The sequence below is a fragment of the Pseudomonas sp. S3E17 genome (genome assembly GCF_024168685.1).
Taxonomy (GTDB): Bacteria; Pseudomonadota; Gammaproteobacteria; order Pseudomonadales; family Pseudomonadaceae; genus Aquipseudomonas; species Aquipseudomonas marginalis.
Window position 1 is genome coordinate 70,408 of the sequence record NZ_JALJWE010000001.1, and the last position, 20,180, is coordinate 90,587.

Here is a 20,180-nt window from a genome sequence, read left to right on the forward strand (position 1 = left end):
GGGTCCGCAGATGAGTCAATAGCGGTGCATCATACGCCCTCAGCTATCGGCACTCACCTGTGTTGGCTGCGGGCAGGTTTCTTCACCGTCGTTCAGGCCCTGCTTGTAGTTGCGGCTGAGCAGGGAGGCTTTGCCGTTGTGCCAGGTCAGCGTCAGTACGTACAGCGTGTCGTAGTCGCTGCCGGACCAGTCGTCGGTAATCGTGTGTTTTTCGCCGGAGGCCTCACTGGCCACCTTGTTGATCAGCTCCGGCAGGTAGCCGTGGGACCACGCGGTGTAGATGGTGGCATTGTGGTATTTGTCTTCCACCAGCTCGTCGGCCAGGTCGCTGGTGTCGTTGGCCGAGAACTTGATGTTCACCGGCAGGCCCAACTTGATGGCGCTGGGGCTGATGGTCATCAACGGGCGAATATAGCTGTAGGAGTTGTCCAGCTCACCTTCCTCGACATTTCGCGTCGGGTTGGCGGCAAACACGAAGTTGGCCTTGCCGAATTTTTCCGGCAGCAGGGTGGCCAGGTTCATTGCTCGGTTCAACCCCTGGCAATTGAGTTGGCCCAGGCCGCCGGCCGGTTTCTCGGCGTGGCGCAGGAACACCAGGGTTTGCACGCCGTCCACCGGTTGGGCACGGCTTTCCCGGGCGTCGAGGGCGGCAACCATGGCGCCGCTCACCAGCAAAAGGGGCAACAGGATGTAGGCGTAGTGTTTCAGTCGTTGCACAAGGCGCAGAGGCTTGATCGTCATTATGGGTTCGAGTCTTCGTGCGTCACGTTAAGGCGGACAAGCCTGGCCCCAATGACGCCTGGGGCGTCCTGCGGGTGTTCCGTGTCGGTATAGCGAGGTGCCTCCATTCACCGTTTGAGCGCACTTAAGAGTGCACGCGGGCGTATTGGTTCGCCCACGGGGGATAATAGCCCGCTGATGTTGCGCATTGATGACCCATGCAGGACGTGGGACAGATGATTATCATGGGGGCTTTCCGCCAGGGAGTTTCCCGATGAACCCGATCGCCGCGTTCCCGATCAACAGCAAATGGCCCGCCCGGCATCCGGAGCGCCTGCAACTGTACTCGTTGCCCACGCCCAACGGGGTAAAAGTCTCGATCATGCTCGAAGAGCTGGGCCTGCCTTATGAGGCGCACAAGGTCAGTTTCGAGACCCAGGACCAGTTTTCCCCCGAGTTCCTGTCCCTGAATCCCAACAACAAAATCCCCGCGATCATCGACCCCGACGGCCCGGCGGGCCAGCCGTTGGCGCTGTTCGAGTCAGGCGCAATCCTGATCTACCTGGCGGAAAAATCCAGCCAGTTGCTTTCCGAAGATCCGGCGACACGTTATGAAACGATTCAATGGCTGATGTTCCAGATGGGGGGCATCGGTCCGATGTTTGGCCAACTGGGCTTCTTCAATAAGTTCGCCGGTAAGGACTACGAAGACAAGCGCCCCCGCGACCGTTACGCCGCCGAATCCCGTCGCCTGCTGGAGGTGCTGGAAAAACGCCTGCTCGGCCGCACCTGGATCATGGGCGACGACTACAGCATCGCCGACATCGCCACCTTCCCCTGGATTCGCAACCTGATCGGTTTCTATGAGTCGGGCGATCTGGTCGGCATTGCCGACTTCCCTAACGTACTGCGCGCGCTGGACGGCTTTGTCGCCCGGCCGGCGGTCATCCGTGGCCTGAATATTCCGAGCTGACACATGCCGACTTTCGATTTCAAACAACTGGATGTATTCAGCAGCGTGTCGCTCAAGGGCAATCCGCTGGCCGTCGTGCTGGGCGCCGACAGCCTCAGCGACCAACAGATGGCTGACTTCGCCAAATGGACAAACCTCAGTGAAACCACGTTTTTGCTGACACCACGCGATGCTCGGGCGGACTACCGGGTAAGGATCTTTACCACCTTGCAGGAGCTGCCATTCGCCGGGCACCCGACGCTGGGCAGTTGCCATGCGTGGCTCAAGGCGGGTGGGGTACCCCAAGGCGAGGAGATTATCCAGGAGTGTGAAATCGGCCTGGTGCGTATTCGTCGTCAAGGCGATGAACTGGCGTTTATTGCACCGCCGTTGATGCGCGCCGGCGCCGTGGACTCCGCGTTGCTGGAGCGTGTTCGCCTGGGATTGGGCCTGGCGCCGGGGGCCATTGTGCGCAGCCAGTGGGTTGACAATGGCGCGGGGTGGCTCGCGGTGATGCTGGCTGACCGTGATCAGGTCCTGGCCTTGCAGCCGGACTATTCGCAGCTGCTGGGGCTGGCCGTCGGCGTGATTGCTCCTTGCAACCCGGCTGACGACGTGGACGCGCAGTTTGAGGTGCGTGCCTTTGTCGCAGGCGACGGGGCCCAGGAAGACCCGGCCACCGGCAGCCTGAATGCCGGCGTCGCGCAATGGCTGCTCAGCGAAGGACTCGCACCTGAGTGCTACGTGGTCAGCCAGGGCACGGCCATGGGGCGTGCGGGGCGGATTCGCGTCGAACGTCAAGGTGATGAAATCTGGGTCGGCGGCGCCGTTGCGGTGTGCATCGAAGGGCGTCTACAGCTCTAGATCAATACATTATTACGGCCCCCGCAATACACTGTTGGCCCCTGGGCATTTGTGCTGCCGGGGCCTTGGGGCATAAGCTTTCGCCCCAAAGATTTCCCGCCACTTTTTCAGGACAGCCATGACCAGCCAGTTCCCCCAAGCCCGTCCACGCCGCCTGCGCCGCTCCCCGGAGCTGCGTGGCTTGTTCCAGGAAACCGAGTTCACCCTCAACGACCTGGTGCTGCCGATTTTCGTCGAAGAAGAAATCGACGACTTCGTGCCGATCACCAGCATGCCCGGCGTGCAACGCATCCCGGAAAAGAAGCTGGCTGCCGAGATCGAGCGCTATGCCCGTGCCGGTATCAAGTCGGTGATGACCTTCGGCGTGTCCCATCATCTGGACGCCAACGGCAGCGACACCTGGAAGGAACGCGGCCTGGTCTCGCGGATGTCCTCGATCATCAAGGACGCGGTGCCGGACATGGTCGTAATGTCCGACACGTGCTTCTGCGAATACACCGACCACGGCCATTGCGGCGTGATGCACGGTGCCCATGTCGACAACGATGCGACCCTGGTCAACCTCGGCAAGCAAGCCGTTGCCGCTGCCCGCGCCGGGGCCGACGTGATCGCCCCCTCGGCCGCCATGGACGGCCAGGTCCAGGCCATCCGCCGTGCGCTGGATGAAGCCGGTTTCACTCACATCCCGATCATGGCCTACTCCACCAAATTCGCCTCGGCCCTCTACGGCCCCTTCCGCGAAGCCGGCGGCAGCGCGCTCAAGGGCGACCGCAAAAGCTACCAGATGAACCCGATGAACCGCCGCGAAGCCGTGCGCGAATCGCTGCTGGACGAACAGGAAGGCGCGGACGCACTGATGGTCAAACCGGCCGGTGCCTACCTCGACATCATCCGCGACATCCGCGAAGCCTCGCGCCTGCCAGTGGCGGCGTACCAGGTCAGCGGCGAATACGCGATGATCAAGTTCGGCGCCCAGGCGGGAGCGATCGATGAGGCTCGGGTTGTGCGGGAAACGTTGGGATCGATCAAGCGTGCGGGGGCGGATTTGATCTTTACTTACTTTGCTATGGACTTGGCGTTGGCTGGGATTTAGAACAGCACAAACCGTGTGGTGAGCGAACGCTCGCCACAGGTTTTGTATGATCACTAGCAGGTAGGCATCTGCTCATATTAAATTAGATACTTAGTTAAAATTCTCATAGTCTTGCGCTCCTAAGGATGCCAGCCAAATCTTATAAAAATTGATCTGTTCTTGTGGGTCGTTAGTGAGGTTATGTTCTTCATAATCAAATATGTGAACAATGTCCTCTCGAGTTGCTTGTTTTTCCAATGTCAATTCATATGCAACAAGCCCAGCACTCATTTGAGATGCCATTCTTGAGGGTGTGACGTTTATTTTTGCACCCTTACAGAGAAACGTAATATGAGGGAAGTCGGCTCTGATGTTTGCCAGACAAACATATATGTCTTTCCCGTGGTAGGTTTTTTTGAAGTTTTCAGCTTCGGAGAATGTCATTGTAAGTTTTTCTAGGTCGTACCTTACCATTACCTCAGTCTTCTGGTTATCTATGAGCACCTTTATTATTTGCGTGTCCATTTTATTTCCTGTTCGGATTTGGAATTGAATACCCTACATAGCTTCCGTCACGTTTTAAAGGTGTTACACCTAAAATATCCTCTGGATGTATTTTATGGTGAATGGCAAATTCTTTTTCGTTTGAAAAAGGAGTCATTTTTCCTAGTTCTAAATTGACATCATGTCCGGGTATGTTTTTTAAAATGTACAAGTAACCTTTCCTTGTTCCGTAGCTTGTTGCGAAATCTATGCCGGTGAGCCTGGAGGGAGAGGTGCTTATAAAGTTGCTTGGTGGGTCGTTGCTGTCTAGTGCGTGCAGGTAAAGGTCATTGCTTTCTCCTTTGCTCTTGAAACCATATTTAAATATTTCATCATGGTGTCTTTTATCCCCACGAAATAAATAGTCCTCTTCATCGTTTGCTTTTGGCAGTTCAGGTTCGGATTTTTTAACCGTTGCATTTGTCAACGGGTCATCAGGGATAGCTACAGACTTACAATTGTTGCCACCAGGGCAATCAGCGTTCAGTCCTAATGGATCAACCCAACCTGTCGGATTGGGCACGTACTGGTAGGCATTAATTCCACCCGCCAACTTCACCGGGTCAGGCGTCAGGTAACACCCAATATCCGGATTGTAGTAGCGATGACGGTTGTAGTGCAGTCCGCTTTCCTGATCAAAGTACTGACCCTGAAAACGTAGCGGGTTGTCGATTGTGCCTTTGTCGAGTCGGCTGATCTGGCCGTAGGCGCGGTAGTGGGCGGACCAGACGATTTCGCCTTCTGGGTCTGTCAGTTCCTGTGGCGTGCCGAGGTGGTCGAGTTGGTAGTGGTAGGGCTTGGTATCTTTTGGGCCGAATCCTTCCAGCAGGGCGAGTGGCCTAAAACTATCGGGTTCGTAGAGATAGCTGCGGTGGCGATCCGCATGGTGTTCGGCAATCAGCCTGTCGCCTTGCCAGAAAAACTCCGTCGTTAGGCCGTCCACGGTTTTGCTGATGCGCCGCCCAAACGGGTCGTAGCGATAGCTCGCGGTTTGGCCGTTGGGTTGGGTGATGGCGATCAGCCGGTGCTGGCAGTCGTAGCGGTATTCGGTGACGAGTTGATGGCCTTTGCCACGCCGCTCGCGGATGAGGTTGCCGAAGGCGTCATAGTCGTAGTGGCGGTCGCCCTGGATCATCAGGCGGTTGCCGGCAACGATGTCGGGGCCGGGGCGATCTTGCATCAGCAGGTTGCCGGCCGGGGTGTGGCCGAAGCGTTCCTGCAGGTCTTGGGAGTGGTCTGCGCGGGTGAGGCGGCCTAAGGGGTCGTAGTGGTAGTGGTGTTCGCCTTTGCACGTGTCGAGCAGGTGGGTGAGGTTGCCGGTTTTGTCGTAGTCGTATTGGCGTTGGTAGAGGAGGTCTTGTTGCTGGGTGATTGCGTGGGCGTGCAGGCGGTGTTGGTCGTCGTAGTGGTAGTGGCTGAGGAGTTGGCCTTGTTGGCGTTGGTGTTCCTGGCCGGCTTTGAACAGATGAGAGGTCAGCAGCGCGCCGTTTAATTCGACGGTGGCGAGGTGGCCGCCTTTCGCGTGATTAAAAACCAGCCGGTTGTTATCGGGCAGGCGCAGGTGTTGAACCTGGCCGCAGGCGTCGTAGCCGTAGCGCAAGGTGCCCCAGCCCTGATGTTCGGCGGTGAGGCGGTTTTGGCGGTCGTATTCGTAGGCCAGCGCCCAGTGGCCGTCGTCGACGCTGAGGAGGTTGCCCTGGCGGTCGTAGGCATATTCAACAAGACTGCCATCGGGCAGGGTTTTTCGTACGAGGCGTCCGGCGTGATCGCGCTCGTAGCGAGTAACGAGCTGACTGCCGTCGTCACCGTATTCGGTCTTTTCCTGCAGGTTGCCGTTGAGGTCGTAGACGTAGGCGGTGCGCTGCCCGTCAAAGCCGACTTCCTGCTGGATCAGGCCATTGGTGTGGTAATCAAGTCGGTAGGTCTCGCCGACCTCGTTTTCGATCTCGGTCAGCAGTAACCGCACGTTGTCGTAGCGGTAGTTGACCTGAGTGCCATCAGCGTTGATGCGCCGACTGATCAGGTGCAACCCGTCGGCGTATTCGTAGCGGGTGACGTGGCCCAGTTCGTCGCGTTCGGCGGTGATTTTTCCGTAGGGGTTGTAGCTGTATTCCCGACATGCACCGCCTGGTAATACGACGCGAACCAACCGACCCACGCTGTCCCACTGATACTGGGTCAGCGCGCCATGCTCATCCTCTCGCGCCACCTGCCGGCCAAGATCGTCATAGCGATAACGCTTGATCCCGCCATTGGGCAGTTGCTCTTCAAGCAACTGTCCGCGCTCATTCCACACCAGCCGCTGACAACTGTGATCCGGGTACCAAACCCCAACCAGTTGCCCGTATTGGTCGTAGCTGTAATCCGTAACATGACCATCGGGATCGGTCTTGCGGATGACATCGCCCTGGTCGTTACGCTCGTACTTCCAGACCGCCAGACCCCGCCTTACAACCCGTACGAACCCGTTGTCATGCTCGTAGGACGTCGGCTCATCATCCCCCGGAAACAACGCCACCAAGCGTCCGGCTTCGTCATACTGATACGCCGTCACCGCCCCCAGCGGATCCTGCTCAACCGTCAGCCGGCCTTTGGCATCGTAGGATTTGAAGTGCTGCGCACCGTCCGGATCAATCCGCTGCACCAGTCGCGCCCGGTCGTCATGGACGTACACTTCCTGACTGCCATCGGCGTTATGCAGCGTGACCCGGCCGTCATCCCCCCAGGCATACCGCGTATCCATCTGGGAAAAACTGGCCCAATGCCGGACACATCGCGCGGCCTTGCCAGCCCGTTCCCATTCCCAGAAGAAACTCGCCCCACCGGCCAGTCCGCGCTCAAGAATCACGTGCTGATCGTCGTAGCGATAAACCTCGCTTTCGCCTACCGCATTGGTCGCCGAGACCAGTCGTCCCAGGTCGTCATAGGCGTAGGAAACAACGTTCTGCTCGGTCACCCACTCGAAGGGTTCATACCCCTTGGCACGCTGAACCTGATAGTCCACCGCCACGATGTGGCCGAACGCATAGCGCAGGAACAGCGAACGCCCGACACCGTTATCCAGCCGCTCAATCCGCCCCAGAAAATCCCGAGAAATCCGCAGCCGGTTGTCGTACGCATCGCTGATGGAGACCAGCACACCGTCGCGAAAGTGATAGAACCGTGATGCCTGGGCCAGCACCAGTTCATCCGGCGAAGACCCTAAATAGATCGCCGCTTCGGCCAAACTATTGGTGATTGCAGGTCGAGCAACAGTCGGCAGTGGAAACTCAATCGAGCGGTTCTCATGGTCCGTCCACACCACCGAATCGCCCGACACCGCAAGCCGATGCGCCAGCGAATGACTCCAGCCAAACCCCAACCCGCCATCCACTTCCACCGCACTGGTGCGGTACAACCGCGTCCACTCGAATGGCAAGATCCCATCCAACGTGCCGTCGGTGAGGGTGAGCAATTCCTCCCCGGTAACCATCGACACCGGGCAGCCGTTGGTGACGGTCTTATCCGAAGAAGCCGCCGCATCCCCGTTCGGGTTCTTCCCTGAAACCGGCACATCATCGACAGGCTCCTGCCTGACCAACACGGTCTTCTGTGTCTTGTTGCGAACCGCCGGCACGGGGTTCGAAACCACATGCTCCCCCGCCTTCAACGGCACAGCCGGTACGGTCTTGATCGCTGTCGCCGGGCCACCGAGCAGCAAAGGCTTCACCGCTTCGACATGCGGCGCCAACCCCGGCTCTACAAGCTGCCTGGCCAGCAACTCCAATAACTCCCGCGCGCGCTTGGATTTGATAGCGCTCAGCACTTGGGCCCCCAGCCGCGCCGCCACCCCCATCGCCCCCAATACACGAATCAACAGCAAATTGATCAGGATCTCGCCAGTGATCTCACCCCACAGTTCATTCATCTGCGGCGGTGGCAGCAGGCGCATCCAACTGACCATCGCCGACAGGTAGATAAACAAAAGCTGCTCATCGCTGAGCACCAGCAAACCATTGGCAATCGTGTCGTTGCCGAGCTTCAGCAGTTCATCGAGTTCGGCCTGGGAGAGGTAGGCCAACAGCTTTTCGCTGTTGGGCTTGAGGTCCGCCAGCAGGTCATACAGCTGCGTAACGCTGTCCCACAAATTGAAGAGGGCTTTTCCAAGGCCGCTGAAAAACGCTGCTTCCAGCATTCGGCGCCGATCGAGGGGCTTGGCTTCGGCATAGTCTTTCCACTGATCCTGGAAAGTGCGGGCCCACTCTTCACGCAGGCGCGCCTCCAACCCCGCGATCACCGACTGATAAGACCCATACAGCGCCTGGACGTGATCCCTGGAAACGTTGGGGTAGAAACTGATTCGGTACGGCTGGTTGCGATCACACTCGGTGATTTCGAGAAGGCCGCTGGGGCCGATGGTCTTGTGGATCGGCTCGCCCAATGGGCCGCCATTGGGATCGACGCGCTGCAGCATCACCGGCGTGTTGCCGATGGGCACGAAGCGCGTGCTTTGGAACATATGCACCAGCGTCAGGGTGCCATTGGCCGGGCACGTGGCGACGGTGCTGCTGGGGATGATTGAGCGATTGATCGGAGCGACCAGCGCCACCTCATCGCCGACCTTGAAGACCTGCTCGACCTCCAGCGCCGAGAAGCGCCAGAAGCTTTGCGCCCAGTCATCGAACGTATTCAGGCATTCGCGAAAGTCACGGAAGACGCTTTCAACGTCGACCGTCTTCACATCCATCGGGGTCAGGGCCAGCCTGCCAATGGCCGGGTTCAAGAGGCCGCCCCTTCAACCAGGGCTTTAACGAAAACCACCATCTGCAATCCCTCGCACTGTGTATTCAGGCGAGGGACTTTGCAGCGGTTTTCAGGTTGGGGCTGTAGAGCTTATCTTGCCGTTACGTGGGAGCTTTCAGCGGCTATCGTCCCTTTTTGGCGACGTATCAAAAAGCCTTCAGCGCTGCGCGAACGCCAGGTTCAACCCCAGCCCTGCAAACGCCGCCGCAAAACTGCGGCGCAGCCAGTTCTGCACCCGCGGCGACTCGATTACCGCGCGGCGAAACCCGTTGGCCAGCAGGCCGTAGATCACAAACACTGCAAATGTCATTGCCATGAACACCGCGCTCAGCACCAGCATTTGCACGGCGGGTGCCGTGCTGCCGGGTGTGACGAACTGTGGCAGGAAGGCCAGGAAGAAAATGGTCAGTTTGGGGTTGAGAATATTCAGCAGGAAACCGCGCAGCATCAAACTGCACGCGGTGGCGACTGCCGGTGCGTCATTCATGGCGAAGGCCGAGCGATCACGCCAGGTGGCGTACGCCAGATACAGCAGATAGGCGACGCCAGCGTATTTCAGGACTTCGAAGGCCAGCGCGCTGGTATGCAGCAGTGCGGAAAGGCCGAGCACGGATGCCAGCAAGTGCGGGAGGATACCGGCCGTACAACCCAGCGCGGCGAACACACTCGCGCGCTTGCCAGCGGTGAGGCCTGTGGACACGGTAAAGATCACGCCGGTGCCGGGGATCAGTACGACAATCAGGCAGGTGACGAGGAAGTTCAGGCTGAGCATGGCATTCAAACTCCGTGTACGAATGAGGGATGACAGATCCTGTCACGTTCGGCCTCGGCTGGCGAGAAGGCGAATCGTCGAACCCGCGTTAGACTTACCGGTCCATATCCGCAACGCCTGGCCCATCGTCCTCAAGGAAGCCCCATGTCCCCACGCTGCCTGATCCTCTGCCTCACCTCATTGGTGGTGCTGGCCGGCTGTTCCACGTCACGCGGCCCGCAGCAACCAGCGCGCAGCGAAGCCGAGGTGAAGGCCGAGATCGTGCGTTTGCTCCCGGCGAAGGTTCCAGACCGCAACGGCTGGGCCCAGGACATCTACACCGCCTTTGACACTCAAAAGATCTACCCCAGTACCGAGAATATCTGTGCCGTATTGGCGGTGACCGAGCAGGAGTCCACCTATCAGGTCGACCCGCCCGTGCCCAACATGGGCAAGATCGCCCAGGATGAAATCCTGCGCCGTGCCGCCAAGGTGCATGTGCCCGCTTTTGTGGTGCGCAGCGCCCTGCAACTGCGCTCGCCCACCGGCAAGTCCTATGCCGACCGCTTGAGTGCCGCGCGCACGGAGAAGGACCTGAGTGGCATCTTCGATGACTTCATCAGCGTGGTGCCTCTGGGCAACACCCTGTTTGGCGGTTTCAATCCGGTGCACACCGCCGGTCCCATGCAGGTCAGTATCGACTTCGCCCAGAAACAGGCGCGGGGTTATCCCTACACGGTGGATGGCACGATTCGTCGGGAAGTCTTCACCCGGCGCGGCGGCATGTACTTCGGTATCGCCCATTTGCTCGGTTACCCGGTGAGCTATGACCAGCCGCTGTACCGCTTTGCCGACTTCAATGCGGGTTGGTACGCCAGCCGTAATGCGGCGTTCCAGGCGGCGGTCAGCCGCGCGTCGGGCACTGAGTTGGCGCTGGACGGGGATTTGATTCGCTACGGCTCATTGCTGCCCGGCACCACCGAACTGGCGGTGCGCTCATTGGGCGCGAAGCTGGACATGCGCAACCCCAGCATTCGCAGCCAGCTGGAACAGGGCGAACAGCTGGATTTTGAAGACACCGCCCTCTACAAGCGCGTGTTTGCCCTGGCCGACCAGGCCGCCGGCAAGCCGATGCCCCGTTCGATCCTGCCGGGCATCGTGCTCAAAAGCCCGAAGATCACCCGCAACCTGACCACGGCGTGGTTTGCCAAGCGCGTGGATGAGCGATACCAGCGCTGCATGAAGCGCTGATCAGCTGCGGCGCCGGACAAATTTGCGCCACAGCCACACCCACAACCACACCACCGGAAACGCCAGGATCACGAACGGCAGCACATAGCTGGCGCGTTCCAGGGCGTCTGCGGTGCCGTCCACCAGGTTGGTCCCCAGGTTGCTGAACATCCGGCTGAAGCGTGACGGTTGGTTGGCGCCGTCGGAAGAGCGGAAGTTGAGGGTGACGCGGTTGGTATCCAGGCGACGCTGCTGGCCGGCGGCAACCTGGGCGAGTTCCTGCAGTTCGTTTTCAATGCCCGCCTGCTCCTTGCTCAGGGCGATCAGGTCGCTGATGCTGATGTCCTTGCGCTTGGCCAGTTCATCGAGGCGCTGTTGCTGGGCTTGCAGGCGATCCTGGCGGCGACGCACATCGGCGACCGCGTCGGCCAGGTCTTCGGCGGTGGTGATGCGCTGGCCGAGTTTGCCGCCTTCAGCGGCCATGGCGACCATCGGTTCGACCCCGTTGGGCGCGATCCGCAGGATGATCTCGCCGCCGTTGCTGTCTTCGGTGATGCCAAGGATATTGCACACGCCAAACCGCGCCGACTCACAGGCCTCGCGTGTGGCCTGCATGCGCGGCGCGAGCAGGGCGCCGGGCAGGGCCAGGGTCAGTTCGTGCTCATAGGCCAGTTGCGCACCGGCCCGGCCTTGTTCGCCATTGATCACCGTGGCGCGGGAGTGGTCCTTGGGTGAACAGCCGACCAGGGCCAGGCCGGCCAACAGGATCAACAGGGGCGCGCGAAGCGATTGAAGGTTGCCGTCCGGATGGCGCATTGCAGTTCCTTGAGGTGTGCGGGGGACATTGGCGGCGATTAAAGCGGGTCCGGCGAATTAACGCAAAGTATCGTGCAGGATTTACAGGGCTGATGGTGGTCGCGGAGTGGATTACCGTGCGCCTAAAGAAGAACGCGGTGTATCAGACACTCTGTAGAGGCTGGTTTTGGGGCTGCTTCGCAGCCCAACGCGGGACAAGCCCGCTCGCCACAAAAGCCCTTTCTGCCGGGGGAGGCAGCGTTTAGACAAAGTTGTGTTGATACCCATGCTCATCGGGGGCAAGCCCCCACATTTGGACTGTGTTTGTTCAGGGAAACCGCATAAAGAAAAGGCCTGGCTTTTCGTGGAGCCGGGCCTTTTCCGTGTTGCTCGTTTATCAGCTGCGTTCGAGGGCCAGGGCTACGCCCTGGCCGCCACCGATGCACAGGGTCGCCAGGCCTTTCCTGGCATCGCGCCTGATCATTTCGTGCAGCAGGGTGACCAGCACGCGGCAGCCTGAGGCGCCGATGGGGTGGCCGATGGCGATGGCGCCGCCGTTGACATTGACCTTGTCCGCATCCCACTCCAGCTCTTTACCTACCGCCAGGGATTGCGCGGCAAAGGCTTCGTTGGCTTCGATCAGGTCCAGGTCGGCCAGGCTCCAACCGGCTTTGTCCAGGCAGCGGCGGGTGGCTGAGACCGGGCCGATGCCCATGATTGCTGGGTCGACGCCCGCGTTGGCGTAGCTCGCGATACGGGCCAATACCGGCAAGCCGAGGGCCTTGGCCTTGTCGGCACTCATCAGCAGCACCGCAGCGGCGCCGTCATTCAGGCTGGAAGCATTACCGGCGGTGACGCTGCCGTCTTTCTTGAACGCCGGCTTGAGCTTGGCCAGGGATTCGGCGGTGGTGCCGGCGCGAGGTTGCTCATCGACGGCGAAGGCAATCGGGTCGCCCTTGCGCTGGGGAATCAGGATCGGTGTGATTTCGTCGACAAAACGCCCGGCCTCGATGGCGGCGGTGGCTTTCTGCTGGGACGCGGCGGCGAAAGCATCCTGGGCTTCACGGCTGATGCCGTATTTGTCCACGAGGTTCTCGGCGGTGATGCCCATGTGATAGTCGTTGAACGCATCCCAGAGGCCGTCGGTGATCATGCTGTCGATCATCTTGGCGTGGCCCATGCGCAAGCCCGTGCGCGCAGCAGGCAGTACGTAGGGTGCCAGGCTCATGTTCTCCATGCCGCCGGCGATGATGACCTCGGCGTCACCGCAACGGATGGCCTGGGCGCCCAGGTGCAGGGCTTTCAGGCCCGAGCCGCAGACCTTGTTCAGGGTCAGGCTCGGCACGGCGTGGGGCAGGCCGGCGAGGATCGAGGCCTGGCGTGCGGGGTTCTGGCCGGAACCCGCGGTGAGTACCTGGCCGAGGATGACTTCATCCACTTCGGCCGGGTCCAGACCGGTCTGCTCCAGCAGGCGACGGATCACGGCGGCGCCCAGCTCCGGTGCCGGAATGGTGGCCAGTGAACCTTGAAAGCTGCCCACGGCGGTGCGGGTGGCAGCAACAATCACGACGTCTTGCATGGAATCTGTCCTCACTGGAAGTGCATTTCTGGAACGTGGTCCGGGACGATCAGTTTACCGGCGGTCTTGCTCACAATCTCTTCAACGCTGACGCCAGGTGCGCGTTCCTTGAGGACAAAAGCGCCATTTTCGATTTCCAGGTACGCCAGGTCCGTCAGTACGCGCTTGATGCAATTGGCGCCGGTCAGCGGCAGGCTGCATTGGCTGAGCAACTTGGACTCACCGTCCTTGGAGGCGTGGGTCATGATCACGATGATGTTTTCCGCACCGGCCACCAGGTCCATGGCGCCGCCCATGCCCTTGACCAGTTTGCCGGGGATCATCCACGAGGCGATGTTGCCGTGTACGTCCACTTCAAAGGCGCCGAGCACGGTGAGGTCGACGTGGCCGCCGCGAATCATCGCGAAGGATTCGGCGGAGGAGAAGATCGAGGCGCCGATGCGCGCCGTCACGGTCTGTTTGCCGGCGTTGATCATGTCGGCATCGATGGTTTCTTCGGTAGGAAACGGGCCCATGCCGAGCAGGCCGTTCTCCGATTGCAGCATGACTTCCATGCCTTCGGGGATGTAGTTGGCCACCAGGGTCGGAATGCCGATGCCCAGGTTGACGTAGAAACCGTCCTGCATTTCGCGGGCGACGCGTTGAGCCATTTGTTCGCGGGTAAGAGCCATTTTAGGAGTCCTTATTGTTCGGGCTGGGAGCGGATTATTTGCGCACGGTGCGCTGTTCGATGCGCTTCTCGAACGTGCCGCAGATGATCCGGTCGACGTAGATGCCAGGGGTGTGGATCTGCGCCGGGTCCAGCTCGCCCGGTTCGACGATTTCCTCGACTTCGACCACGGTGATCTTGCCGGCGGTGGCGGCCAGCGGGTTGAAGTTCTGGGCGGTGTGGCGATAGATGACGTTGCCGAAGTGGTCGGCTTTCCAGCCTTTGACGATGGCGAAGTCGCCGGTGATGGATTCTTCCATCAGGTACGGGCGACCGTTGAATTCGCGGGTTTCCTTGCCTTCGGCCACCGGAGTACCGACGCCGGTGGCGGTGAAGAAGGCGGGGATACCGGCGCCGCCTGCGCGCATTTTTTCCGCCAGGGTGCCTTGGGGGGTGAGGACCACTTCGATTTCGCCGCTGAGCAACTGCTTCTCGAACAGGGCGTTCTCACCGACGTAGGAAGCGATCACCTTGCTGATCTGCTTTTCTTCCAGCAGCACGCCCAGGCCAAAGCCGTCGACGCCGCAGTTATTGGAAACCACGGTGAGGTCACGGGTGCCTTTGCGCTTGATCTCATTGATGAGGTTTTCCGGAATGCCGCACAGGCCGAAACCACCGGAGAGCACGGTCATGCCGTCTTCCAGGCCTGCCAGTGCTTCCTCGTAGGACGCCACGCGCTTATCGAAACCTGCCATATGCACCTCTTTTATTGTTTGTGGGCCAGCCAATGAATCGAGTGTTGCGCCGGCGGATTGATTTGTTAAGTTGTTTTTTAAGGTTGATTGATTTAGAAAACAGCATAGTCGACCCGCCGCCCGGAGTAGCGCCATGACCGTTAAACAGATGCGTGCCTTTCTGGCCGTGGCCCAAAGCCTGAGTTTTGCCGCCGCCTGCGAGCGCCTGCACCTCTCTCAATCGGCGTTGAGCCTGACCATCAAAGGCTTGGAGGAAGGGCTGGGCGGCCGCTTGTTCAGCCGCAATACGCGCAACGTGGCGCTCACGCCCGAGGGCGAATCCCTGCTGCCCCTGGCCCGTCGGCTGATGGCCGATTGGGACAATGCCGAGGACGAGCTGCGTCAGCTGTTCACCCTGCAACGCGGGCGGGTGACCGTGGCGGCGATGCCGTCGTTTGCCGGCAACCTGCTGCCGCCGATCCTGAAGATATTCCGCGCCCGTTACCCCCAGGTGAACGTGACGGTGCATGACTTGATCAACGAGCAAGTGCTGGAGATGGTTCGCGACCGCCATGTGGAACTGGGAGTGGCGTTTGAACCCTCGGAAGGCTCGTCGCTGGCCTTTACGCCGTTGTACCTGGACCGCTTCATTGCGGTGGTGCCCGGTGATTCACTGCTGGCACAGTGTGCCGAGGTCGACTGGAAAACCTTGCTGGAGCATCCGTTTATCACGTTGCAGCGGCCTTCCACGGTGCGGGTGATGCTGGAGGAGCACCTGGGGGCCTTGAAGATGAAGTTGCCGGTGGCCTTGGAAAGCCATCAATTGGCAACCGTGGGCAAGATGGTCGCCAGCGGCCTGGGTGTCAGCGCCGTACCCGCCTTGTGTGCGCAGCAGATGCAGGAGGCGGGGGCGCATTGCATCACTTTGACCGATCCGGTGATCGAGCGGCCGATTGGCGTGCTGACCAAGCCTGGGCATGAACTGTCAGCGGCGGCGCAGGTGTTGTTTGATATTTTTCGGGATGAGGCGGGGAAGGGCAGGTTTCCGGCGGTGTTATAAAACAGGTATTAAAAAGCCCGCTCGAATAAACCAGCGGGCTTAAATTTAAAGGTGCACTGTTATCAGCAGTATCTATCAATCACTTTAACGTGCGATTGGCCTTTGAGGTTCTGCCATTCGGTATTAAGTGTGTGGAATACTTGCTCGATAAAGTTGCGATCGGCCGCGGCCTTCTTGCCGACATAACCCTGGCCACGGCGGTACATCTTCAGGCGCGCCGCCAGCTCACGGTTATTGCGGTCGAACTCGGCTTCTTCGGTGTGGGGCGCCAGGCAGTCGATTTGCACTTCGCCCGACTTGCCAATCCACAGGATATGGTCATCGAGTGTGTCTTTCTGCGCTGCGAACATCTCAGCCAATTCATCGATAGTTGGTTGGTTGTTCAGATTCATGTGTAAGCCCCTTGACCAGTTGGCGATCTATCAGTTGATTCCGTTAAAACTGCTTAGTTGTCTCCGGCTTGGAAAACCGGGCGTCAGTGACGGTCTGCCGAATACGGGCAGGGTCTTGAACCTGATGCATGTAGTCTTGCTGATGAACTGCTACGCAATGGTTTCATAACGAAGACAAGCCGCATTTGAGCGCCTTGTACCGATCCTTACGGGTCGGTCAGCTTCATCAATCTGCCTTGTGGGCAGTGCACATCCGGAAAAAACAGCTCGGCGGTCAGACGAGCTTGTTCAAAACGCTTGTTACCAACGCTCCCGATCCGGGAGACGTCTAGATCATGCAAGGACAAAAAGGCTACGTCAACGATTATGTAGTGATTATTTTTGATCACTACATAATTCGTCGTGGCTATGGGGAGATACGGCAAATGCGTGACTTGAGCGTCATTTTTTGCGCTGGACGGTCGCTATGGCTGAGAAGGGGTTGACTGCAGGCGGTCTGCCAACAAGGGCAGAAGCTGTTCGCACGAGGTTTCGATCTTTACCTGCAACAACTCATCACCCCGGGTCTTGCCCAGGTTGATGGCGATCACCGGTTTGCCCTGTTCGACCATTGCCTTGCACAGGCGAAATGCGGAGTAAGCCATCAGCGATGAACCCACCACCAGCAGCCCCTCGGCATGCGCTACCGCCGCCATCGCCCTGGCTGCCGTCGCCGGTGCGACGTTCTCGCCAAAAAACACCACGTCCGGTTTCAGTCGCTCCCCCTGACAATGGGGGCAGCGGGGGACCTGGAAGCGCTCTTCAAACGCGGGATCAAGCAGGGTGTCACCATCAGGCGCCTGTACCGCATGGACTTGCGCCAGGTATGGGTTATCGATTTCCATCTGGCGCTGGATCAGGTCGCGCGTGCTGTGCAACTGGCAATCCAGGCACAGCACTCGGTGCAGGCTGCCGTGCAATTCAATCACGTCATGGCTGCCGGCCTGGTCATGCAAGGTGTCGACGTTTTGCGTGATCAGGCCGCTGATGTGCTGGCGTTGTTGCAAGGTCGCCAGTGCCCTGTGAGCGTTGTTCGGCTGGGCGATACGTACCCTCGGCCATCCCAGCATCGCCCGTGCCCAATAGCGGCGCCGCGCCTGAGCGGTGGCGAGGAACTCCTGGTACATCATCGGCGCCTTGCCCCGGCGCACGCCTTCGCTGTCGCGGTAGTCGGGGATTCCCGACGACGTGCTGATGCCCGCACCGGTCAATACCAGGAAGCGCCGTTCGGCCATGGCGCGGTGCAGGGTGTCGAGGTGGTCCTGTTGATGTTTCAGGGTGTCGAGCATGGGGTCCCCTATTCGCCGCGGATGTACTGCTCCAACTGCTTGATCAGGTCTGCCTGTTCTGCGATGGCTTCCTTGACCAGGTCACCGATGGAGAGCAGGCCCAGCAGTTTGCCGTCTTCGACCACCGGCAGGTGGCGCAGGTGACTGTCGGTCATGATGTTCATGCACGCTTCGACACTTTTATGGGTATCGACGGTGATCACCGGCGAGCTCATGACCTCATGGACCTTTGTAGTGACCGACGACAGGCCCTTGAGCATTATTTTGCGTGCGTAATCGCGTTCGCTGATGATCCCCACCACCGTGCCTTCCTTGACCACCGGCAAGGCGCCGACGTTTTTCTCCGACATCCGCACCAGCGCCTCAAACACAGTGTGGTCCCATTGGATGGTGTGGACGTCCTGGTTTTTCTGGTCCTTGGCTTTGAGCAATTGTGCGACGGTTTTCATGGCGGCCACTCCGGTGTTGTTGTTATCCCCTACAGAATCCTAGACGGCACTCGCCGGGGCAAGGTCCAATGCGGCGTTAAACCCGTCGAAAAACGTCATTCGCCGGTTTTTTTTGCCTTTCACCCGGTTTTTTTCGGTTTGCTGGCGCGCTCTGGGCCAGTGGCGGTCTTGCGAGGGGCCGCCTTGCGCTTCTTTTTCCACGGCGCAGCACCTCGGCCTGCCGGGCTGGCCGGCCCGGTGATGGTCATGCGCATGCCGTTGCAACGCGCCACTTGCTTGCTCATCCACGCCGCCTGCTTGGCGACGAATTCTTCCAGGCTCATCTCACCGCTTTGCACCATGTCCAACGCCTGCTCCCAGATCGCGGTGGTGCCGGGGTCGGCGATAGCGCGGGGCACCGCGTCGATCAGGCTGAAGGCTGCCGGGGTGGCCGACAGCGCCTTGCCGTTCTTCACCAGGTAACCGCGGTCGAGCAACCCCTGGATAATCCCCGCACGGGTGGCTTCGGTGCCGATGCCGGTGGTGTCCTTGAGCTTTTGCTTGAGCAGCGGGTCTTCCACCAGCTTGGCGACGTTTTTCATCGCCTTGATCAGGTCACCTTCGGTAAAGGGCTTGGGTGGTTGGGTCCACAGGTCCTTGAGGTTGACCTTGGCCACGGCGTAATCCTGGCCCTGCACCAGTGTCGGCAAGGCCTGGGGTGCCGGTGCTTCACGGCCCTTTGCCGGTGCCAGGGCTTCGGGCAAGGCACGTTTCCAGCCCGGTTCGATCACCACTTTGCCCACCGCACGCAACGCCTGGCCCGCACAGTCGAAATCCGCCTGGGTGCGATCGTATTCATGGTTGGGCAGGAACTGCGCCAGGTAACGCGCGCGAATCAAGGTGTAGACCGCACGGTGCTTGCCGGTGAGTTGGCCGACGTCCTTGCCGGCACCGGTCGGAATGATGCCGTGGTGCGCGCTGACCTTGGCATCGTTCCAGGCCCGTGAGCGGCGCTGGGGATCGATATGCGGCATCAGCTCATTGACTGCCGCATCCCCACGGCCCAATGCGGCGAGAATCTTCGGCGCCTCGCTGTGCTGGCTCAATGGCAGGTAACCACAGTCACTGCGGGGGTAGGTGATGACCTTGTGGGTTTCGTAGAGGGATTGGGCGATATCCAGGGTTTCCTGGGCGCCGAGGCCGAGCTTCTTCGAGCAGATTTCCTGCAGGGTGCCGAGGTCGAAAGGCAGGGGGGCCACCTCGCGCATGCGTTCGGTGCGCAGCTTGATCAGGCGTGCGCCGGCGGCGTTGCTCATGGCGTCGGCAGCGTCCCGGGCCAGCTGCGGGTTAAGGCAGCGACCCTGGTCGTCACAGGCATCCTCGGTCGCGCGCCATTGTGCGGTAAACGTCATGGATTGGTGGCGCAGGTCCACATCAATGGCCCAGTACGCCACGGGCACGAAGTCGGCGATGCTGCGGTCGCGGTCCACCACCAGGCGCAAGGTCGGTGTTTGCACCCGGCCCACCGGCAGCACGCCCTGATAGCCGGATTGACGCCCCAGCAGGGTAAACAGGCGACTCATGTTCATGCCGATCAGCCAGTCGGCGCGGGAGCGGCCCAGGGCCGAGTGGTACAGGCTGAAGGTTTCGGCGCCGGGCTTGAGCGCCGCCAGGGCCTTGCGGATGGAGGCATCGTCCAGCGCCGACAGCCATAACCGCTGGATCGGCCCGCGATAGCGGCAATGCTCGACCAGTTCGCGGGCGATCATCTCGCCTTCACGGTCGGCGTCGGTGGCGATCACCAGTTCCTGGGCTTCCCCCAGCAGGCGCTTGACGGCCTTGAACTGGCTGGCGGTCTTGGGCTTGACCAGCATCTTCCATTTTTCCGGGACGATCGGCAGGTCGGCCAGTACCCAGCGTTTGTATTTGGCGTCGTAGGCGTCGGGCGGCGCGGTTTCCAGCAGGTGGCCGATGCACCAGGTGACGGTGACCCCATTGCCCAACCAGCAACCGTCGCCGCGGCGACTGGCGCCGAGCACGGCCGCAATGTCCTTGGCCTGGGAGGGTTTTTCACAGAGGTACAGCCGCATGGTCATCACATCAGATCGGGTTGATGCTTTGCAGGATGCTCAGTCAGAGGAATTTGAGCAACTATTATCTGTATGGATGTACAGCAATTCGTGTAAGCGTTGCGGAAATAAATGTGGGAGGGGGCTTGCTCCCGATAGCGCCATATCAGTCAACGCAACTGTGACTGAACCACCGCTATCGGGAGCAAGCCCCCTCCCACAAGGGATCTCC

17 protein-coding genes are annotated in these 20,180 nt (G+C 60.0%); 5 read left to right on the forward strand and 12 right to left on the reverse strand.

Features of this window, described 5'->3' with window-relative positions:
- Positions 1-39: 39 nt before the first annotated feature.
- A complete protein-coding gene (locus J3D60_RS00330; protein ID WP_065939354.1) occupies positions 40-741 on the reverse strand; it encodes a histidine phosphatase family protein in 702 nt (233 codons plus the stop codon).
- 253 nt (positions 742-994) lie between these two features.
- Between J3D60_RS00330 and J3D60_RS00335 the strand changes: the two genes are divergently transcribed.
- From J3D60_RS00335 to hemB, 3 genes are all read left to right on the forward strand, one after another.
- Positions 995-1,693, forward strand: a complete 699-nt coding sequence (locus tag J3D60_RS00335) for a glutathione S-transferase N-terminal domain-containing protein (RefSeq protein ID WP_027603166.1) — start codon at positions 995-997, stop codon at positions 1,691-1,693.
- Positions 1,694-1,696: 3 nt separating this feature from the next.
- Positions 1,697-2,536 carry a PhzF family phenazine biosynthesis protein gene (locus tag J3D60_RS00340; RefSeq protein ID WP_146478359.1) on the forward strand — a complete coding sequence of 280 codons (840 nt, stop codon included), beginning with the start codon at positions 1,697-1,699 and terminating at the stop codon, positions 2,534-2,536.
- Between the two features lie 118 nt (positions 2,537-2,654).
- Entirely contained in the window at positions 2,655-3,629 is a 975-nt protein-coding gene (gene hemB / locus J3D60_RS00345; RefSeq protein WP_253488613.1) for a porphobilinogen synthase, read from the forward strand.
- A 90-nt stretch (positions 3,630-3,719) separates the two neighbouring features.
- On the opposite strand, the gene J3D60_RS00350 is transcribed toward hemB, so the two are convergent.
- From J3D60_RS00350 to J3D60_RS00360, 3 genes are all read right to left on the reverse strand, one after another.
- Positions 3,720-4,133, reverse strand: a complete 414-nt coding sequence (locus J3D60_RS00350) for a hypothetical protein (protein WP_253488615.1) — start codon at positions 4,131-4,133, stop codon at positions 3,720-3,722.
- A gap of 1 nt (position 4,134) precedes the next feature.
- Positions 4,135-8,877, reverse strand: coding sequence for an RHS repeat-associated core domain-containing protein (locus J3D60_RS00355; protein ID WP_253493928.1), 4,743 nt, complete (start codon positions 8,875-8,877; stop codon positions 4,135-4,137).
- Positions 8,878-9,090: 213 nt separating this feature from the next.
- On the reverse strand, positions 9,091-9,705 hold the full coding sequence (locus J3D60_RS00360; RefSeq protein WP_253488617.1) for a LysE family translocator: 615 nt from the start codon (positions 9,703-9,705) through the stop codon (positions 9,091-9,093).
- Between the two features lie 144 nt (positions 9,706-9,849).
- Between J3D60_RS00360 and J3D60_RS00365 the strand changes: the two genes are divergently transcribed.
- Positions 9,850-10,935: a DUF1615 domain-containing protein gene (locus tag J3D60_RS00365; RefSeq protein WP_065942132.1), complete on the forward strand. Its 1,086-nt coding sequence runs from the start codon at positions 9,850-9,852 to the stop codon at positions 10,933-10,935.
- On the opposite strand, the gene J3D60_RS00370 is transcribed toward J3D60_RS00365, so the two are convergent.
- The 4 genes from J3D60_RS00370 to J3D60_RS00385 all read right to left on the reverse strand — a co-directional run bounded on the left by J3D60_RS00370 (position 10,936) and on the right by J3D60_RS00385 (position 14,692).
- Positions 10,936-11,730 (reverse strand): DUF4349 domain-containing protein, encoded by a 795-nt coding sequence (locus J3D60_RS00370; protein WP_253488624.1) that lies wholly within the window; start codon positions 11,728-11,730, stop codon positions 10,936-10,938.
- A gap of 376 nt (positions 11,731-12,106) precedes the next feature.
- Positions 12,107-13,288 carry an acetyl-CoA C-acetyltransferase gene (locus J3D60_RS00375; protein WP_065942134.1) on the reverse strand — a complete coding sequence of 394 codons (1,182 nt, stop codon included), beginning with the start codon at positions 13,286-13,288 and terminating at the stop codon, positions 12,107-12,109.
- 11 nt (positions 13,289-13,299) lie between these two features.
- Positions 13,300-13,959, reverse strand: coding sequence for a CoA transferase subunit B (locus tag J3D60_RS00380; protein WP_032886654.1), 660 nt, complete (start codon positions 13,957-13,959; stop codon positions 13,300-13,302).
- Between the two features lie 34 nt (positions 13,960-13,993).
- Positions 13,994-14,692 carry a CoA transferase subunit A gene (locus J3D60_RS00385; RefSeq protein ID WP_032886653.1) on the reverse strand — a complete coding sequence of 233 codons (699 nt, stop codon included), beginning with the start codon at positions 14,690-14,692 and terminating at the stop codon, positions 13,994-13,996.
- A gap of 133 nt (positions 14,693-14,825) precedes the next feature.
- On the opposite strand from J3D60_RS00385, the gene J3D60_RS00390 reads away from it, so the two are divergent.
- On the forward strand, positions 14,826-15,731 hold the full coding sequence (locus J3D60_RS00390; protein ID WP_027603175.1) for a LysR family transcriptional regulator: 906 nt from the start codon (positions 14,826-14,828) through the stop codon (positions 15,729-15,731).
- Between the two features lie 62 nt (positions 15,732-15,793).
- Here the strand turns inward: J3D60_RS00390 and J3D60_RS00395 are convergent, their stop codons facing one another.
- The 4 genes from J3D60_RS00395 to J3D60_RS00410 form a co-directional block, all read right to left on the reverse strand.
- Positions 15,794-16,123 carry a hypothetical protein gene (locus J3D60_RS00395; protein WP_016977362.1) on the reverse strand — a complete coding sequence of 110 codons (330 nt, stop codon included), beginning with the start codon at positions 16,121-16,123 and terminating at the stop codon, positions 15,794-15,796.
- A 464-nt stretch (positions 16,124-16,587) separates the two neighbouring features.
- The gene (locus J3D60_RS00400; RefSeq protein WP_253488626.1) at positions 16,588-17,451 is read right to left on the reverse strand and encodes an NAD-dependent protein deacetylase; all 864 of its coding nucleotides are present in this window, start codon (positions 17,449-17,451) and stop codon (positions 16,588-16,590) included.
- Between the two features lie 8 nt (positions 17,452-17,459).
- Positions 17,460-17,900: a CBS domain-containing protein gene (locus J3D60_RS00405; RefSeq protein ID WP_027603177.1), complete on the reverse strand. Its 441-nt coding sequence runs from the start codon at positions 17,898-17,900 to the stop codon at positions 17,460-17,462.
- A 119-nt stretch (positions 17,901-18,019) separates the two neighbouring features.
- Positions 18,020-19,969, reverse strand: a complete 1,950-nt coding sequence (locus J3D60_RS00410) for a DNA topoisomerase III (RefSeq protein WP_253493929.1) — start codon at positions 19,967-19,969, stop codon at positions 18,020-18,022.
- Between the last annotated feature and the right edge of the window lie 211 nt (positions 19,970-20,180).

Bases quoted from the DNA above. Each gene is read 5' to 3' on its own strand.
- J3D60_RS00330 (WP_065939354.1), bottom strand. From the start codon at position 741: ATGACGATCAAGCCTCTGCGCCTTGTGCAACGACTGAAACACTACGCC.
- J3D60_RS00335 (WP_027603166.1), top strand. From the start codon at position 995: ATGAACCCGATCGCCGCGTTCCCGATCAACAGCAAATGGCCCGCCCGG.
- J3D60_RS00340 (WP_146478359.1), top strand. From the start codon at position 1,697: ATGCCGACTTTCGATTTCAAACAACTGGATGTATTCAGCAGCGTGTCG.
- hemB (WP_253488613.1), top strand. From the start codon at position 2,655: ATGACCAGCCAGTTCCCCCAAGCCCGTCCACGCCGCCTGCGCCGCTCC.
- J3D60_RS00350 (WP_253488615.1), bottom strand. From the start codon at position 4,133: ATGGACACGCAAATAATAAAGGTGCTCATAGATAACCAGAAGACTGAG.
- J3D60_RS00355 (WP_253493928.1), bottom strand. From the start codon at position 8,877: ATGGATGTGAAGACGGTCGACGTTGAAAGCGTCTTCCGTGACTTTCGC.
- J3D60_RS00360 (WP_253488617.1), bottom strand. From the start codon at position 9,705: ATGCTCAGCCTGAACTTCCTCGTCACCTGCCTGATTGTCGTACTGATC.
- J3D60_RS00365 (WP_065942132.1), top strand. From the start codon at position 9,850: ATGTCCCCACGCTGCCTGATCCTCTGCCTCACCTCATTGGTGGTGCTG.
- J3D60_RS00370 (WP_253488624.1), bottom strand. From the start codon at position 11,730: ATGCGCCATCCGGACGGCAACCTTCAATCGCTTCGCGCGCCCCTGTTG.
- J3D60_RS00375 (WP_065942134.1), bottom strand. From the start codon at position 13,288: ATGCAAGACGTCGTGATTGTTGCTGCCACCCGCACCGCCGTGGGCAGC.
- J3D60_RS00380 (WP_032886654.1), bottom strand. From the start codon at position 13,959: ATGGCTCTTACCCGCGAACAAATGGCTCAACGCGTCGCCCGCGAAATG.
- J3D60_RS00385 (WP_032886653.1), bottom strand. From the start codon at position 14,692: ATGGCAGGTTTCGATAAGCGCGTGGCGTCCTACGAGGAAGCACTGGCA.
- J3D60_RS00390 (WP_027603175.1), top strand. From the start codon at position 14,826: ATGACCGTTAAACAGATGCGTGCCTTTCTGGCCGTGGCCCAAAGCCTG.
- J3D60_RS00395 (WP_016977362.1), bottom strand. From the start codon at position 16,123: ATGAATCTGAACAACCAACCAACTATCGATGAATTGGCTGAGATGTTC.
- J3D60_RS00400 (WP_253488626.1), bottom strand. From the start codon at position 17,451: ATGCTCGACACCCTGAAACATCAACAGGACCACCTCGACACCCTGCAC.
- J3D60_RS00405 (WP_027603177.1), bottom strand. From the start codon at position 17,900: ATGAAAACCGTCGCACAATTGCTCAAAGCCAAGGACCAGAAAAACCAG.
- J3D60_RS00410 (WP_253493929.1), bottom strand. From the start codon at position 19,969: ATGCGGCTGTACCTCTGTGAAAAACCCTCCCAGGCCAAGGACATTGCG.